The organism is Salinibacillus aidingensis (assembly GCF_039522525.1).
In the GTDB taxonomy this organism is placed as follows: domain Bacteria; phylum Bacillota; class Bacilli; order Bacillales; family Alkalibacillaceae; genus Salinibacillus; species Salinibacillus aidingensis.
Genome location: NZ_BAAADO010000004.1, coordinates 171,707 through 187,256, shown reverse-complemented (window position 1 = coordinate 187,256; position 15,550 = coordinate 171,707). Strand labels below are relative to the sequence as shown.

At 39.3% G+C, this 15,550-nt stretch carries 14 protein-coding genes; 2 read left to right on the top strand and 12 right to left on the bottom strand.

Annotated elements, in window-relative coordinates:
* Nucleotides 1–28: 28 nt before the first annotated feature.
* The 8 genes from ABD006_RS10955 to cyoE all read right to left on the bottom strand — a co-directional run bounded on the left by ABD006_RS10955 (nt 29) and on the right by cyoE (nt 7,188).
* Nucleotides 29–565 (bottom strand): GNAT family N-acetyltransferase, encoded by a 537-nt coding sequence (locus tag ABD006_RS10955; RefSeq protein ID WP_343840850.1) that lies wholly within the window; start codon nt 563–565, stop codon nt 29–31.
* Entirely contained in the window at nt 555–1,013 is a 459-nt protein-coding gene (locus ABD006_RS10950; protein ID WP_343840847.1) for a DUF420 domain-containing protein, read from the bottom strand. Before ABD006_RS10950 ends, ABD006_RS10955 begins: the two co-directional genes overlap by 11 nt.
* Before the next feature lie 29 nt (nt 1,014–1,042).
* Nucleotides 1,043–1,939 (bottom strand): cytochrome c oxidase assembly factor CtaG, encoded by an 897-nt coding sequence (gene ctaG, locus ABD006_RS10945; protein ID WP_343840844.1) that lies wholly within the window; start codon nt 1,937–1,939, stop codon nt 1,043–1,045.
* A 166-nt stretch (nt 1,940–2,105) separates the two neighbouring features.
* Entirely contained in the window at nt 2,106–2,426 is a 321-nt protein-coding gene (gene ctaF, locus ABD006_RS10940; RefSeq protein ID WP_343840842.1) for a cytochrome c oxidase subunit IVB, read from the bottom strand.
* Between the two features lie 3 nt (nt 2,427–2,429).
* Nucleotides 2,430–3,062, bottom strand: a complete 633-nt coding sequence (locus ABD006_RS10935) for a cytochrome (ubi)quinol oxidase subunit III (RefSeq protein ID WP_343840839.1) — start codon at nt 3,060–3,062, stop codon at nt 2,430–2,432.
* Nucleotides 3,059–4,921, bottom strand: a complete 1,863-nt coding sequence (ctaD, locus tag ABD006_RS10930; RefSeq protein WP_343840837.1) for a cytochrome c oxidase subunit I — start codon at nt 4,919–4,921, stop codon at nt 3,059–3,061. Before ctaD ends, ABD006_RS10935 begins: the two co-directional genes overlap by 4 nt.
* A 42-nt stretch (nt 4,922–4,963) precedes the next feature.
* On the bottom strand, nt 4,964–6,160 hold the full coding sequence (gene coxB, locus ABD006_RS10925) for a cytochrome c oxidase subunit II (RefSeq protein WP_343840834.1): 1,197 nt from the start codon (nt 6,158–6,160) through the stop codon (nt 4,964–4,966).
* Nucleotides 6,161–6,243: 83 nt separating this feature from the next.
* Nucleotides 6,244–7,188 (bottom strand): heme o synthase, encoded by a 945-nt coding sequence (cyoE, locus tag ABD006_RS10920; RefSeq protein ID WP_343840832.1) that lies wholly within the window; start codon nt 7,186–7,188, stop codon nt 6,244–6,246.
* Between the two features lie 463 nt (nt 7,189–7,651).
* On the opposite strand from cyoE, the gene ABD006_RS10915 reads away from it, so the two are divergent.
* Entirely contained in the window at nt 7,652–8,563 is a 912-nt protein-coding gene (locus ABD006_RS10915) for a COX15/CtaA family protein (protein ID WP_343840830.1), read from the top strand.
* A gap of 60 nt (nt 8,564–8,623) precedes the next feature.
* Here the strand turns inward: ABD006_RS10915 and pyc are convergent, their stop codons facing one another.
* From pyc to glsA, 4 genes are all read right to left on the bottom strand, one after another.
* Nucleotides 8,624–12,067, bottom strand: a complete 3,444-nt coding sequence (gene pyc, locus ABD006_RS10910; protein WP_343840827.1) for a pyruvate carboxylase — start codon at nt 12,065–12,067, stop codon at nt 8,624–8,626.
* Nucleotides 12,055–13,257, bottom strand: coding sequence for a putative lipid II flippase FtsW (gene ftsW / locus ABD006_RS10905; RefSeq protein WP_343840825.1), 1,203 nt, complete (start codon nt 13,255–13,257; stop codon nt 12,055–12,057). The genes pyc and ftsW overlap by 13 nt, the downstream gene beginning before the upstream one ends.
* A gap of 255 nt (nt 13,258–13,512) precedes the next feature.
* Nucleotides 13,513–13,809 (bottom strand): Fpa/YlaN family protein, encoded by a 297-nt coding sequence (locus tag ABD006_RS10900; protein WP_425542217.1) that lies wholly within the window; start codon nt 13,807–13,809, stop codon nt 13,513–13,515.
* A gap of 195 nt (nt 13,810–14,004) precedes the next feature.
* The gene (gene glsA / locus ABD006_RS10895) at nt 14,005–14,934 is read right to left on the bottom strand and encodes a glutaminase A (protein WP_343840819.1); all 930 of its coding nucleotides are present in this window, start codon (nt 14,932–14,934) and stop codon (nt 14,005–14,007) included.
* Nucleotides 14,935–15,015: 81 nt separating this feature from the next.
* Between glsA and ABD006_RS10890 the strand changes: the two genes are divergently transcribed.
* The gene (locus tag ABD006_RS10890) at nt 15,016–15,507 is read left to right on the top strand and encodes a hypothetical protein (protein ID WP_343840816.1); all 492 of its coding nucleotides are present in this window, start codon (nt 15,016–15,018) and stop codon (nt 15,505–15,507) included.
* Nucleotides 15,508–15,550: the final 43 nt, after the last annotated feature.

Below are 15,550 nucleotides of genomic sequence, written 5' to 3'. Positions count from 1 at the left end.
CACGTTGTATGAGACAGCTCCTTAATGTTTATGGATAGGCATATACGTCAACTGTCTTAAAACGATGATGCAGCAAATAACCTGCATTTTTTAATGCCTTCATTGAAGAAACATTCGAGTGATTACACTCCGCATATATTCTCTTTATATCAGACTGGGATATCGCCCATTCACTAAGATACTTAATGGCTTTTGAAGCAACCCCCTTATTACGCTCCTCAGGTTCAATATGATAGCCTATCCATATCTCCCCTTTATCGTTGGGCATTGACTGTATGGTAATATCTCCAGCAATGGAGGTGTCTGTTGTAATCACCCATGGACCATAGCCCTGATTACGGATATCTCTCAGCAATAACTCATGATAAAGAGGCAAATAAATATTTAAATGAACATGTGGCCAGCGTTCAGGTATGGTTATCCCGTGTTTTTCAGCATACTTTTCCGGTTGTACCAAGAGCAGCTCTGCATCTTTTTTAGTAACTGCTCTTAGTGTTAGTTCCTGACCTGTTATGATCACAGCAACTCCCTCCATCAGCAGCTCAATTGTTAAATCAAAAACCAAAAATAGCCTTTAACATGCTTGTTGTCTGTCCCCCATCATAGATAACATATAAAAGGAGATAGACGACAACACCTGTTACAGCTGAGAAAAACCAGATGACACTTGTAATGGGGCCGATTTTACGGTGCTTGGAAATCTTTCGTTTAAATGCTAAGTATAATGTAACTACCCCAAAGACAGCTGCTGTTGTTGCCAGAATTATATGGAAAATCAGAAATACCGTATAATAGATTTTAATATCATCAGGACCGCCAAATGACGTATTCCCGATAAATATTGTTCGGGACATGTAAATCGTAAAGAAAGCCAGTGCAGCTAAAGCGCCACTGATCATAACCTTTTTATGAGCCTTTCGCTTATTTTTTGCGATTAAAATCCATCCAATAGCCACTAAAATGGCCGAAATAATAATAAATACTGTACTTAATGTGGGCAAAATTGTCGCCATACTTGTCCTCCTATAGTTCCTATGCAGTCTCAGGATTGATTGGGAATCGGATCAACACCTCTGCTCGACTCATTTTTAAACCATTTAAAGAATACTTTCGCCAAAACAAACCCGTATATAATTTCCTGCATAACTTTCATGATAATTCCACCAGCCTGCTGGTCATATAAAACACTTACATTCGTTATAATTTGCGGACCACCAAATGAAATTCCACTTAGTACGTCTGAAGGAACACATAAACTTAAAGCAGTTGTCCATGCCTGCATCTCAGAGTAAGTGGCATAGATTGGTTCACTTGAAAAAATGATAAGGGCACATGCAGGTGTGATAAGCATCCCATTTCCAAATATATATAAAATTTTAGCAAAAGGTTTCTTTATCTGATGATTCTGTAAAGGTGACATAAGCGGCCACCACATACAAAACGCCGTAAAAAGAATAAAGACCGAAATACTTGAATGAGCTAATTGATGGGATTTGGAAAAGTCCAAAATCGCCGGTATATGATAAATGGAAAAAGTAAAGTTAAAGAGCAGCACCGCTACCAGTGGTTTGGTTAATAGCCTTAAGACAGAGCCTATCAGCTTCACATCAAAAACCTTTTTCCAGATCCAGACCGGTATTCCCTTGATAATAAGAATTGGAAATAATAAATAGTACAAGGCCATTTGAATCATGTGCGCCATAAGAGAAATGTGAGATAGTAAATCGACCGGTGCTCCTTTGATTATATACAGTAAGAGCAATCCGAGATAAAACATTCGTTTCTGCCTTCCTGTTGGATCATCCTCACCCTGGCCACCGAATTTATGACGTAAGGGGCCTGTAACGACATAGTAAAGCAAACCCAGTATAATTATGTAGACGAGAAAATATGGACTCCACAGAGCCTGAAATCCAAATAATTGTAGTTTTGACCACATGTTTGTCACTCCATTTTAATTATCTATTACCATTATTATAACTGATTTTATATGGTTAACCTAAACAAATAAACCATAAGTCAAACAACTGTCATAAATTATTCACACTTACTACAGCATCACTTTCGTGAAATGAAAAAGATCGAGGCGCTGGCCTCGATCTTTTTTAAATCCATGTGATCGTTGTTAGAGCTAAGATGGTTAATACAGCTGCAAATACACCAGAGTAAATCATAAGAGCTGGCATTTCATGACCTTTTTGATTTAAATGCATGAAATAATATAGCTGAAAAAGTACCTGAACAGCTGCTAAAACCAATATGATTGGTACGACGAAAAGCTTACTGAAATCTCCGGCTACCAGGCCAAAAGCAATGATGGTAAAAGCAATCATCATAGCAAATGTAATGACCTGATGCTTCATTTCCTCTTTGTGCTTTTCTTTATGAAATTGATCATGAATATTGGAATTGGTGTTATCTGCCATTCATTACCCCACCTTTCCCATGAGATAAACTACTGTGAAAATAAATACCCAAACAACATCAATAAAGTGCCAATATAAACTGGCTAAATAAAATTTAGGGGCATTATATAAATTCAAGCCTCGTCTGGCATTTCGAATCATTAGAACAATGAACCATCCAAGGCCAAACGCAACGTGTGCACCATGGAAGCCTACTAGCGCATAAAAAGCTGAACCAAAGGCATGTGCAGTAAATGTATGACCATAATCGTGAACATAATGATTAAACTCATATACTTCAAGCCCAAGAAACGCAGCCCCTAATAGTACAGTAATCCCAAACCAAACCATCATCTTCTTAAATGCATGATTTTTCATATGATAGATGGCATATACACTGGTTAATGAACTTGTAAGCAGAATCATCGTCATTATAAAGACTAAAGGTAATCCGAATAAATCCTGCGAAGGTGTTCCTTCAGCTTCACCAAAGGAATTTTTCAGTGCAAGATAGGTACCAAACAGACTTGCGAAAAGGACTGTTTCGCCACCAAGAAAGAACCAGAAACCCATAAATTTATTTTTACCTTCAAGGGTTGCACGCTCGGGTTCATGTGGTAAATTTTCTGAGCTTAGAACATCTTCGTGTGTACTCATTCTGCCCCAGCCCCCTCTTCTTCAAGATCTTCTTTATGAATGTGATAACCTAGATCATCTTTTACAGAACGGATAATCATACTTCCAAAGAAAATAACGAGACCAGCAACAATGCCGATATACCCCATTGTTGAATCTGTGCGGAAGATAAATCCAAGGCCTGCAATAAATAAACCTAAAGACATCATAAAAGGTAAGAATGAATTATTCGGCATGTGAATATCATTCACAGGCTCAGCCGGAATCATTTTTCCATTTCCCTGAGTTTTTTCAATCCATAGTGGATCCAATCCGCGCACAAGTGGTAATTGTTTAAAATTATAGTGTGGTGTTGGGTTTGGTAAACTCCATTCAAGTGTACGTCCATCCCAAGGATCAGAATCACATTTTTCTCCACTCACAGTTGTTTTAACGATATTGTAAAGCAGAATGATCGTACCAACAGCCATCAGTAATGCCCCGATGGTACTGATGAAGTTCCCTACTTCTAATTCCTGACCAGGCAGAAACTTCCAGTATCTTCGTGGCATACCCATAAGACCAAGGAAATGCTGGATAAAGAATGTTAAATGGAAACCGATAAAAAAGAGCCAGAAAGTCCATTTTCCGAGTTTCTCATTTAATATCTTACCAAACATCGTCGGCCACCAGTAATGTGTTGCGGCGATAAGGCCGAATACAACCCCGCCTACGATTACGTAGTGGAAGTGTGCAACAACGAAATACGTATCATGATATTGCAGGTCGGCCGCTGCCACAGCAACCATTACACCTGTCATACCACCAATCGTAAATGTTGGTATAAATCCTGCTGCCCACAGCATTGGAGTTGTAAGTCGGATGTTTCCACCCCACATGGTAAACAGCCAGTTAAATATTTTGATACCCGTTGGCACAGCAATCGCCATGGTCGCAATCGCAAAGATGGAGTTAGCAATTGGTCCCATACCTACTGTGAACATGTGGTGAGCCCAAACCATAAAACCAAAGAATGCAATAAGTACGGTTGCGAATACCATTGCTGAATAACCAAATAAACGCTTCTTGGAGAAAGTTGTAATAACTTCACTGAATATACCGAAAGCTGGCAATACAAGAATGTATACTTCCGGGTGACCAAAAATCCAGAATAGGTGTTCCCAGATAATTTCATTACCGCCCATTTCAGGAACAAAGAAATTGGCCCCAAAGAGACGGTCGAACGTCATTAGAAATAAACCTACAGTTAATGCCGGGAATGCAAATAAAATTAATACACTGGCAATTAGTGCTGTCCAGGTGAATAGTGGCATACGCATATAAGTCATACCCGGAGCACGCATGTTTACAATCGTCACAATAAAGTTAATTCCACCCATAAGGGTACCAAAACCAGTTATCTGTAATCCTATTGCATAAAAGTCAAATCCGTGAGTCGGTGACCAGATGGAAAACGGAGCGTATGCTGTCCAGCCCCCATCCGGTGCACCACCCATGAACCATGATAAATTTAAGAGTAAACCTCCAAATAAAAATAACCAGAATCCTAAAGCATTTACAAACGGGAATGCCACATCACGGGCACCGATTTGTAATGGAACAATCGCATTCATAAATGCGAAGATGAGTGGCATAGCAGCCAAAAAGATCATCGTTGTTCCGTGCATGGTCATAACTTCATTATAAAACTGTGCACCAATTAATTCATTATCAGGCAACATTAGCTGTAAACGAATAAGCATTGCTTCGAGTCCGCCAAGCAGGAAAAAGAAACCTCCACCAAGTAAATAGAGAATTCCTATTTTCTTATGGTCAACGGTTGTTAAGTAATCCCATAAGGTAGCGCCAAAGCCTTGCTTCTCTAACGCAGCTGTACTCACCTCAATAACCTCCCTTTAAAAGATCTTGACGACTTTCACAAATTACTCTTCTTCTGATTGTTCTTCATTTGTGTTTTCATCACTATCTTCTGCTTCATTATTTTCTTCGTTCTTATTGTCAGATTCTTCATCCTTCTGTGGCTTGATGTAGTCATCATCTTTTGCATCGTCTGGTCCAATTTCACTTGGACTTAGAGACATGAGATAATCAGCAATCTTTTCAGCATCCTCTTTGCTTGGAACTGTATAGTTACCTGTCATCTGGTTTCCAGGCTTATGTTTCTCAGGGTTCAGAATCCAGCTCACAATATTATCTTTATTGTAATCAAGAATACCGGCAACTTTGGAACGGTCACCGAAGTTTGTTACATTCGGTCCCATCATAGCTGGTGAAGAACCTACAGCGTGACAGCCTAAACAGCTGTTTTCTGAGAATAATTTCTTACCTTCTCTGGCCGGTTCACTTTCCGGCTCAGCTTCCGGATCCACATTCTGCATGTCGGATAACCACTGATCAAACTCTCCTGGACTAACAGCTACAATTCTAAAGTCCATTAAGGAGTGAGAAGGTCCGCAAAATTCAGCACACTGGCCCCAGTAAACCCCTTCTTCATCTGCTTGAATAAACATTTCATTTTCATTTTTTCCAGGGTTTACGTCCATCTTACCTGAAATTGTCGGTACCCAGAAGGAATGGATAACATCTCCTGAACTCAACTTAATGTAAACTCGTCTGTCAGTCGGAATATATAAATCCTGACTGGTTTGAACGTTTTTATCCCGATAATCAAAATTCCACCAGAACTGCTTACCTGTTACATCAATCCAGAGGGCTTCTTCCGCATTTTCTGCTTCCTCGCCTTCTTGTGTTTCAGGGGTTGTATCAGATAATGCAAATGTATATTGTACAGTTGGAACCGCTAAAATCAGCAGCAAAATAATAGGAATAACAGTCCATATTGTTTCCAATACACGGTTCCCCTCAACCTGTTTAGGAATATAATCTTCCTGTCCTTTTTTCTGACGGAACTTAACTAAAACAAATACATAAATTGCCATAACAACCAAAAATACAAACAGCATGATAACAATACTAAGGATCATAAGGTCCATAATCATGTCTGCGCCTTCACCTTTCGGCTGCAAGGCACTTAAGTACGGGTTTCCACAACCTGAAAGAACTAGTGCTAATCCACCTAGTAAAAACAGTGCTCGAAACCTGCCCATCCATCCTTTCATGAATTCATACCCCTCTTTCTCTTTTATGTTGTGTTAAATATGAATATAAAGTTAGGGAATAATGGTTTATTCACCTAACGATATTAGAAAAATGACGGAATGGTGGCAATCACCATTGCTAAAGAAATGATGGTTAAATAATTCAGTGAATAAATAAACATACGTTTGGCCCACTTTAAATCATCTTTCATAAAGAAGCCACTTATTGATAGTATTAACCAACCTATATTTAATATAGAAGCCAATACTAAAAAGATTGTCCCTAATGAACCAAAATAAAAAGGTAATGGCAGTAAACATGCTACATAAATTGTCATTTGCCTTTTGGTAATGGAAAATCCATGGACAACCGGAAGCATTGGAATGCCAGCTTCCTTATACTCCTTTGTTTTCATCATGGCCAAAGCCAAAAAGTGTGGTGTCTGCCAAATAAATAAGATAAGAAATAGTACAAAAGCAAGCGGATGAAAGCCGGTATCTACAGCAAACCAGCCAATTAATGGAGGTGCTGCACCTGAAAAGCTTCCAATAATGGTATTGATTGTATAGCGTCGCTTGGACCACATCGTATATAGAACCACATAAGTAAACCAGCCTATAAACCCAAAAAGCGCTGACATAGGTGAAGTCAGCCACAGGGCCAGCAGTCCAGCAACCGAAAAACCAATACCCAATCTGATAACAAAAGAATTCGACATTGTTCCTGTTACCGTTGGACGTTTAATTGTCCTGGACATCTTTTGATCAATATCCCGATCATAATAATTGTTTAAAATACATCCTCCGGCAATCACTAATGCTGTACCAGCCAACGTAATGATCAGGTTATCCCAATACTGTAAAAACTGTGATTGCGTAATAAATAATGCAAGCCAGAAGCCGGCAAAGGTTGTCATCAAATTTGAATTAATAATCCCAATTTTTATCAAAGCCAGAAAATCGGACCAAAGCGAATTCGTTTTATCGTAGTCCTTGTCTGATGTTTCAATCAGTGCAGGATTAGTCCCAATTGATTTAGGGTTACTCATTTTTAAACGTTACCTTCCTCTCTGTTCATTAAGTACACATTCATTCTGCTATATCAGGAAGTACGACCGTTTGAATCGTCCTTAAAATACACTTCAAAATCCCCATTATAGTTCATCATAATGATTGCTTACATCTATTTAATCACACATCATCACCGTTTGTGTGACAAATTTATGACATTTCCCTTAAAATTGATTTTTACCCTAAATTCAGTTTTGACATCAAATTAGTAAAGATATGTAGTTATGGGATTATTATGAAATGACCAACCCTATTTATTTCTAGCAAAGATATGGTAAAGATGCAACCTTTTTATGCTTATTTACGTGAAAATAGTGAAAACCTTATATATCCATAATAGCACATTTTTGTAATCAAATTGTGACAATTTCTTTTGTACATCGCATTTTTTTATATTAAAATGTAATTTGGACTTTAATATTAGAATGGTAGGTAGGAATCATGATAAAGTTTTTAAAATGGTTGTCAGTTCTATCAACAATAGGTATGCTGTTTGTTTTGGTAGGTGGAGCCCTCGTTACCAAAACAGAATCCGGACTGGGCTGTGGAAGAAGCTGGCCTTTGTGTGAAGGAGAAATCATCCCTTCTGATTTAACATTTGAATTGATTATAGAATTAAGTCACAGACTGGTTTCCGGTACAGTGGGAATCCTGGTTTTAATATTATCTATTCTTGCCTGGAAATACTACGGGAATGTACGAGAAACAAAATTTCTTGCCTTTATGTCGATATTCTTCCTTCTAGTACAGGGACTTATAGGCGCTGCTGCTGTAGTATGGGGACAGTCTGATTTTGTTTTAGCGCTGCATTTTGGCATTTCGCTGATTTCTTTTGCGGCTGTGTTCCTGCTCATGATTATCATCTTTGAAATTGATAAGAAATTTGATGCTCAGGCCCTGTATATTGATTTCGCGTTAAGACGACAATTTTATTTGTTATTTGCTTACACTCTAGTGGTCGTCTATACAGGAGCGCTGGTACGGCACGCGCAAGCAAGCCTGGCCTGTATAAGCTGGCCATTCTGTGAGCCGGGATTATCTCCTGTTGACTATAGCTTTATACAATGGGTACAAATGGGCCATCGATTTGCAGCAGGCCTTTTGTTTGTCTGGGTTATCTTTTTATTCTTTAGAATTTCCCGAAACTATAAAAAGCATAAGGTCATGTATTATGGATGGACGATTGCTCTGCTGCTGATTATTTTACAGGTTGCTTTGGGAGCAATGATCATTTTTACTATTGCAAACTTATATATCGCATTATTCCATGCTCTGGTTATCTCCGTTTTCTTTGGGCTTCTCTGCTACTTCATCCTTCTTTCCACAAGAAGCGCACAGAACGAGAGAAACTAAGTGCTGGACGCACCACGAAAAAAGCGGACTTCAGTTTCTGAAGTCCGCTTTTTTGTCTTTTTATTCAAACTCTATGAGCAGGTCACCTGTTTCAATAGCTTCTGCGTTTTTCACATAAACCTTTTTAATTTTACCATCAAACGGCGCCTGTACAGTTGTCTCCATCTTCATCGCTTCTGTAATCATTAAATGATCACCTTTTTGGACCTTTTCCCCTTTTTCAACTAAAACATCAATGACAGTTCCAGGCATGGTTGCACCAATCTGATGATCATTATCCTTATCAGCCTTTGGTCGTTCCTGGATAAGATTTTGAATGCTCTCGTCCCTGACAATTACTTCCCGCGGCTGACCGTTTAACTCAAAATAAATGACCCGTGTACCATTCTGCTGTGGTTCACCTATAGAAACCAATTTAACAATTAGGGTCTTTCCCTGTTCAATTTCCACTTCAATTTCTTCTCCCAAGCGCATTCCATAGAAGAATGTCGGCGTGTCCAGAACAGACAGGTCTCCATACTGATCATAGAACTTGTTATAATCCATATAAACCTTTGGATATAGAGCATAGGTGATTAATTCAAAATTTGTAATCTGACGGTTAAGCTTATGATATAAATTATCACGTAACTCATGGAAATCTACATTTTCAAGCAATTCCCCAGGACGTTCTTTAATCGGCTCTCTCCCTTTCAGGATGATTCTTTGCAGCTCCTGCGGGAACCCTTGATACGGCTGACCAAGGTAACCCTGGAACAATTGAACAACACTATCAGGGAAGTCCAGGGATTCTCCCCGCTCGTAAATGTCATCCTCAGTCAAATCATTCTGAACCATGTAAAGGGCCATATCCCCAACCACTTTAGAGGATGGTGTCACTTTAACAATGTCCCCGAACATGTCATTGACACGTCGATACATTTGCTTCACATCATCCCAGCGTTCTTCAAGACCTACAGCTTTTGCCTGCTGCTGCAGATTACTATACTGACCACCCGGCATTTCGTGCAGATAAATTTCTGAATGTGGCGCCTTCATCCCACTTTCAAATCCCTGGTAATATTTGCGGATGTCCTCCCAGTAATGGCCAATTTTTTCATAAGATTGAATGTCCACCTGTGGTTTGCGTTCATTGTGATCCAGTGCATAGAATAAACTATTTGCACTAGGCTGTGAAGTTAAACCAGACATTGGACCACTCGCTACGTCTACTACATCGACTCCTGCATCGATGGCCTTAGCATAAGTAAAGATTCCATTGCCGCTTGTGTCATGGGTATGCAAATGAATAGGAATGTCAATAGACTCTTTTAACGTAGAGATCAATTGATAGGCTGCTTCAGGTTTTAACAGGCCGGCCATATCTTTAATGCCGAGAATATGAGCTCCGGCGTTCTCCAGTTCCTTGGCTAAATTTCGATAATAAGCTAAATCATACTTGGGTCTTGAAGGATCAAGAATATCCCCTGTGTAACACATCGCAGCCTCAGCAACCTTTTCGTTTGATCGAACAGAGTCAATCGCAAGTGTCATTCCTTTTACCCAATTTAAACTATCGAAAATTCTGAACACATCGATTCCTGCATTTGAACTTTTCTCGACAAACTCCTGAATGACATTATCAGGATAGTTTTTGTAACCGACTGCGTTATTGGCACGAAGCAGCATTTGAAATAAAACATTCGGCATTTTATCACGCAACTTCAGTAATCGATCCCATGGGTCCTCCTTCAGGAAACGGTAGGACACATCAAACGTTGCTCCTCCCCACATTTCTACAGAGAATAGCTCAGGCAACAGTCGTGCAGTTGGATCAGCGATTTGTAACAAATCCTTGGTCCTTACACGAGTGGCAAGCAGAGACTGATGGGCATCCCGGAAGGTTGTATCCGTATATAAGACTTCTTTCTGATTCTTCAGCCAGTCTGCTAAGCCTTCAGGTCCTTGTTCATCCAGGATTTGCTTCGTTCCTGACGGGTATTTTTCCGACTGTTTCACTTTTGGTATTCTTGGATTTAAAAAGCCTGGCTTCTTCTTTTTTCCATCTCCGTCAAAACCATTGATGGTTGTATAACCAATGTAACTAAGCATCTTTGTTCCTCTATCCTTACGCTTCGGAAAGACAAACAGTTCCGGGGTCTGATCGATAAAAGTTGTGTCATATTCCCCTGTTAAGAACCTTGAATGCTGGATTACATTCTCCAAAAACGGAATATTGGTTTTGATCCCGCGAATTCTAAATTCCTTTAAATTTCTGACCATTTTACTTGCAGCTTTTTCAAAAGTCAGGGCCCATGTAGATACTTTTACTAAAAGAGAATCATAATGCGGAGAAATAACGGCACCCTGATAGCCATTTCCGGCATCAAGCCTTACGCCAAATCCTCCACCTGTACGATAGGCCATAATTTTACCCGTATCAGGCATAAAGTTATTCAGGGGATCCTCTGTGGTTACACGTGATTGAATGGCATATCCTGTGGTTTGAATGTCTTCTTGATGTGGGATGGAAATTTTATCATCAAATAAATGATGTCCTTCAGCAATCATAATTTGAGTCTGTACTATATCAATACCTGTGATTTGCTCTGTAATGGTATGCTCTACCTGTACTCTTGGATTAACCTCTATAAAGTAAAACTCTTTATCGGTCACCAGAAACTCTACCGTTCCAGCATTGATATAATCTACTTCATTCATTAACTGAACGGCAGCATCACAGATTTCCTGTCTCAGCTTGTCAGGAAGCGAAACACTCGGGGCTACTTCAACCACTTTCTGGTGACGTCGCTGCACTGAGCAGTCCCTTTCATATAAATGAACAATATTACCAGCTTTATCCCCTAAAATTTGCACTTCAATATGTTTCGGATTTTCAACCAGCTTTTCGACATAGACCTCATCACTGCCAAAAGCTGCATTCGCTTCTGATTTAGCCCGGTCAAAGGCATCATTTAACGATTCAGGACTCCGGACAATCCGCATTCCGCGCCCCCCGCCTCCTAAAGCAGCTTTAATAATAATAGGAAATTCATGCTTCTGGCCAAATTCTTTTACTTCCTCTAAATGCTTCACAGGTCCATCACTGCCAGGAATAACTGGTATACCGGCTTTAATGGCCTGATGACGGGCTTTCACCTTATCACCAAAAATCTCCAGATGCTCACTGTTTGGTCCTATGAATATAATCCCCTCTTCTTCACAACGTTTTGCAAATTCAATATTTTCAGACAAAAAACCGTAACCGGGATGAATGGCATCCACTCCAACCCGTTTTGCAATTTCGATGATTCCTTCAATATCCAAGTATGCATCGATCGGTTTTTTCCCTTTCCCCACTAAGTATGCTTCATCAGCCTTATAGCGATGATAGGATCCCGTATCTTCCTGGGAATAAATCGCCACTGTACGGATATTAAGCTCCGTACAGGCTCGAAATACACGGATGGCAATTTCTCCTCGATTTGCCACTAAAACTTTATTGATTTGTTTTATTTCACCCATGCTTTTCTTCCTCTCCTTTCATTGATTGAAAACACTGATTCTTCTGATGCATCTGGAATTTGTGAACGTGTTTTGGTGTAGGTTTGTTCACTGGATTTTACTTGCATAGCAATATTATTTAAAATACCCATGGAGATCATCAAGATTAAGAGGGAACTGCCTCCATAGCTTATAAATGGCAGTGTTACACCTGTTATAGGCAGCACACCACTCATAGAACCTATATTTATAAATGCCTGAATCCCTACCATGAAGGAAATCCCTATCGCTAACAGGGATCCAAAAGCATCTTCACACTTTCTGGCAAAATATAATCCTCTTAAAACAATTACAGCAATAGCCCCGATACTGATTGCCACACCAATGAGACCCAACTCTTCAGCAACAACTGCTAAAATAAAGTCTGTATGTGGCTGGGTTAAATATCCTAATTTTTGAACGGATTCACCTAAACCTTCTCCTGTTAATCCTCCAGATCCAATGGCTAAATACGATTGAATTAACTGATAACCTCCGCCACTGGAATCCGAAAATGGCTCATATGCCCCAGTGAATCGTTCTACCCGTTCATCAGTAACCAGATTCGGGATGGCAATGGCAAGAAAAAGAGCTCCAACTGCACCTAAAATAAAAAGGTGCCGTAAACGAATGCCTGAACTTACAATGACACTCAGTGCGATACACATAATAATAGCCGCTGTACCTATATCCGGCTGTAAGACAATCAGAATAATGGTTAACCCTGTTATTACCAGCGGCGGTATAACAGCTTTGCCGAATTGATGAATATAGGACAGCTTCTTTGAATAAACAGAGGCCAAATACAAAATAAGACCTAGCTTGGCTACCTCTGCAGGCTGAAAACTAAAGATTTTAAAATCGTACCATGATTTGGCATAGTTGACTTCCTCTCCAAAAGGAAAAACAAAAATAAGAAGAAGCAGCATACCAATAACGGTAGGTTTTATAATCCTTTGGTATTTTTGATAAGGGATCAAAGCAGTAAAAAAGAGCAGGCCTGTACCTAAAATCAGCCACTGAATTTGTTTTATTAAATAGTGATTACTGCCCATTCCTTCATATACCGCTAACACCATGCTGGCACTATAAATCATAACAAGTCCAAAAATACTTAGAGCCAGTGGTGTAAATATTAAAGTAAAATCCAAATGTTTTAATCGTTTTTTCATAACTGTCATCCTTATGGTGATTGATATTTTTTTGTTGTTCTAAGAATGAAAAACTTTTTGCTGTTTCGTTGGATATCAAAAAATCCGTATTTGTTATAAATACGACGTGAAAGAGGATTTTCCTTCTTAATTTTTAAGATTATTCTAAAATCAACAGGGAAAGAACTGAAAAATCAGTTAAATGTGACCTTTTTCTCAGATTATGTATTGGAATAAAAAACTCAAATTACAACAGATTGTTGTTGTAATTTGAGTTTATTCAGGGGATTTTTGAGCTTGAAAGGCTTCATGCAATGCACTTACCTGTCGTTCCAGGTTTTCCAGTATCTCTTTACCGGTCTCTTCACTTATTAGTTGAAGCCTGACCGCAAAATGAACTTCTCTTGATAATCCAAACATCTGTGTATCTAAAACTTCCTCATACAGTGGACACTGCGGCATCGTCAAATTATCCATCTGCACTTTTATAAGCTGTAATATTTTATCAGCATCCTGTTTCAAAATAGCCAATGCTTGTTCCCGGTCCATTGCCACTTCCGAAGACACGGACATCCCCCTCTTTCCTGTCGATCTTATGAAGGAATCTATCACCTCATAGTTTCATAAATTCCTATTTTCATCCGATTTTATGTAAACGAATACCTAATTTAAAAATACCTTCTACTTCAATATATTAACGTCAAACCAAAAAAAATGCAACCGGAGAATTTAGAAAAGCGAAGGCGGGAATAAAGCAGAATCCCACCTTCAAAAAATGGACCATTGATAATAACGGGACATGATTTCCAGCAATTTAACCCCTATAACACTATTTCCCTGTTTATCTAAAGCAGGTCCAAACACTGCAACACCACCAACATCGTTCACGACTCCCATAATGACACCGGAAACTCCGCTTTTTGCAGGAATTCCCACATTTATAGCAAAGGAGCCGGATTGATTATACATCCCGCAGGTCCCCATAAATGTATTACATATACGGGCATAATGATGGGGAATGAGCTGCTCCCCTGTCTCGATATCCTTTCCTTCATTGGCAAAAATACCCGCAACCTTTGCCAGCTGCTTTACATTCATCTGAATTGCGCATTGTTTCGTATACACATCGTGCAGTTCTTCCACACTTCCAGTGATAATCCCATTCTGTTTCATAAAATAGCATAACGATCGATTTAAAAAGGCGGAATTATATTCAGACTGGGCGACTTCCTTATCATAATCAATCGTTTCATCACCTGTAAGCAGGTGTACAAAGTCTAAAATCTCATGAAGCATATCGTCTGTCGTTTTCCCTGACATCATATTCGTAACAGCCAAAGCACCGGCATTGATCATCGGGTTGATGGGTTTTGAAGGCTTTTCAACCTCCAATTTCGATATGGAATAGAAAGGATCGCTTGTCGGTTCCTTTCCCACCCTCGAAAAAACCGCATCTTCTCCGTGATTCATCAGTGCTACAGCTAAAGCAAGCACTTTGGATACACTTTGAATCGTAAAAAAATAGTCGGCTTCTCCGGCTTGTACACATTCCCCATCTAAATGAAAAAAGGATGCTGCATTAATTTCCGGATTCTGCCTTTTAAGGGCCGGAATATAGTCCGCAACCTTTCCATTATTTGCATAAATCCGAATATGATCGACCCATTTTTCCAATTGTTTTTCCGTAACTTTTTCCATGAATCTTTTCCTCCTTAATGCATACAGCTGAAAAATCCGTTATACTTGTTTTGTAAACGCTAAAATACAGAGGTGAAAAAATTGATCGTACAACTAGCTGGCAACGTAAAATTCCCACTCACGCTTGATGCAAGTGTCTGGATTTTTGATGATCGCAAAGTAGAATTTGATAAAGCCTTTAACAGTAATGATGAACAGGAAGAGAATCCCGAAGACGAACTGGAAAAAGCCTCAAATCGGTGGAATCGTGAAGTTTATCAGCAAAAACTGAATCCGCCGGTGAACAAAAGCATTTCCAAATATGAGCGTAAAAAAATCTTAGATAGTACATATGTAATGAATATAAAGCCCTTTCTGGAAACCGCAGAAGTCAATGAGTCCGCAACAGCCGCCCTGCTTGAAACCGAAAACGGCGAAGAAGAAATCACCCTTGATACCCTGAAAGACGGCTATTTTCTGTTTGCAGTCGAAGGAAAACCAATAAAAGAAGACGGCCCCCTTCATTTTTATTTTGGCGATGGATCCAATAAAAATACACCTGTTAAAGGAATAACCGGAATAAAGATTAAATAAAGATTTTAATATACAGATTATGCTGTGACAAAAGCCGGAAGGA

Coding starts and splice junctions, on each gene's coding strand:
- ABD006_RS10950 (WP_343840847.1), bottom strand. CDS start 1,013: ATGGCGACAATTTTGCCCACATTAAGTACAGTATTTATTATTATTTCG.
- ctaG (WP_343840844.1), bottom strand. CDS start 1,939: ATGTGGTCAAAACTACAATTATTTGGATTTCAGGCTCTGTGGAGTCCA.
- ctaF (WP_343840842.1), bottom strand. CDS start 2,426: ATGGCAGATAACACCAATTCCAATATTCATGATCAATTTCATAAAGAA.
- ABD006_RS10935 (WP_343840839.1), bottom strand. CDS start 3,062: ATGAGTACACACGAAGATGTTCTAAGCTCAGAAAATTTACCACATGAA.
- coxB (WP_343840834.1), bottom strand. CDS start 6,160: ATGAAAGGATGGATGGGCAGGTTTCGAGCACTGTTTTTACTAGGTGGA.
- cyoE (WP_343840832.1), bottom strand. CDS start 7,188: ATGAGTAACCCTAAATCAATTGGGACTAATCCTGCACTGATTGAAACA.
- ABD006_RS10915 (WP_343840830.1), top strand. CDS start 7,652: ATGATAAAGTTTTTAAAATGGTTGTCAGTTCTATCAACAATAGGTATG.
- pyc (WP_343840827.1), bottom strand. CDS start 12,067: ATGGGTGAAATAAAACAAATCAATAAAGTTTTAGTGGCAAATCGAGGA.
- ftsW (WP_343840825.1), bottom strand. CDS start 13,257: ATGAAAAAACGATTAAAACATTTGGATTTTACTTTAATATTTACACCA.
- ABD006_RS10900 (WP_425542217.1), bottom strand. CDS start 13,809: ATGTCCGTGTCTTCGGAAGTGGCAATGGACCGGGAACAAGCATTGGCT.
- glsA (WP_343840819.1), bottom strand. CDS start 14,934: ATGGAAAAAGTTACGGAAAAACAATTGGAAAAATGGGTCGATCATATT.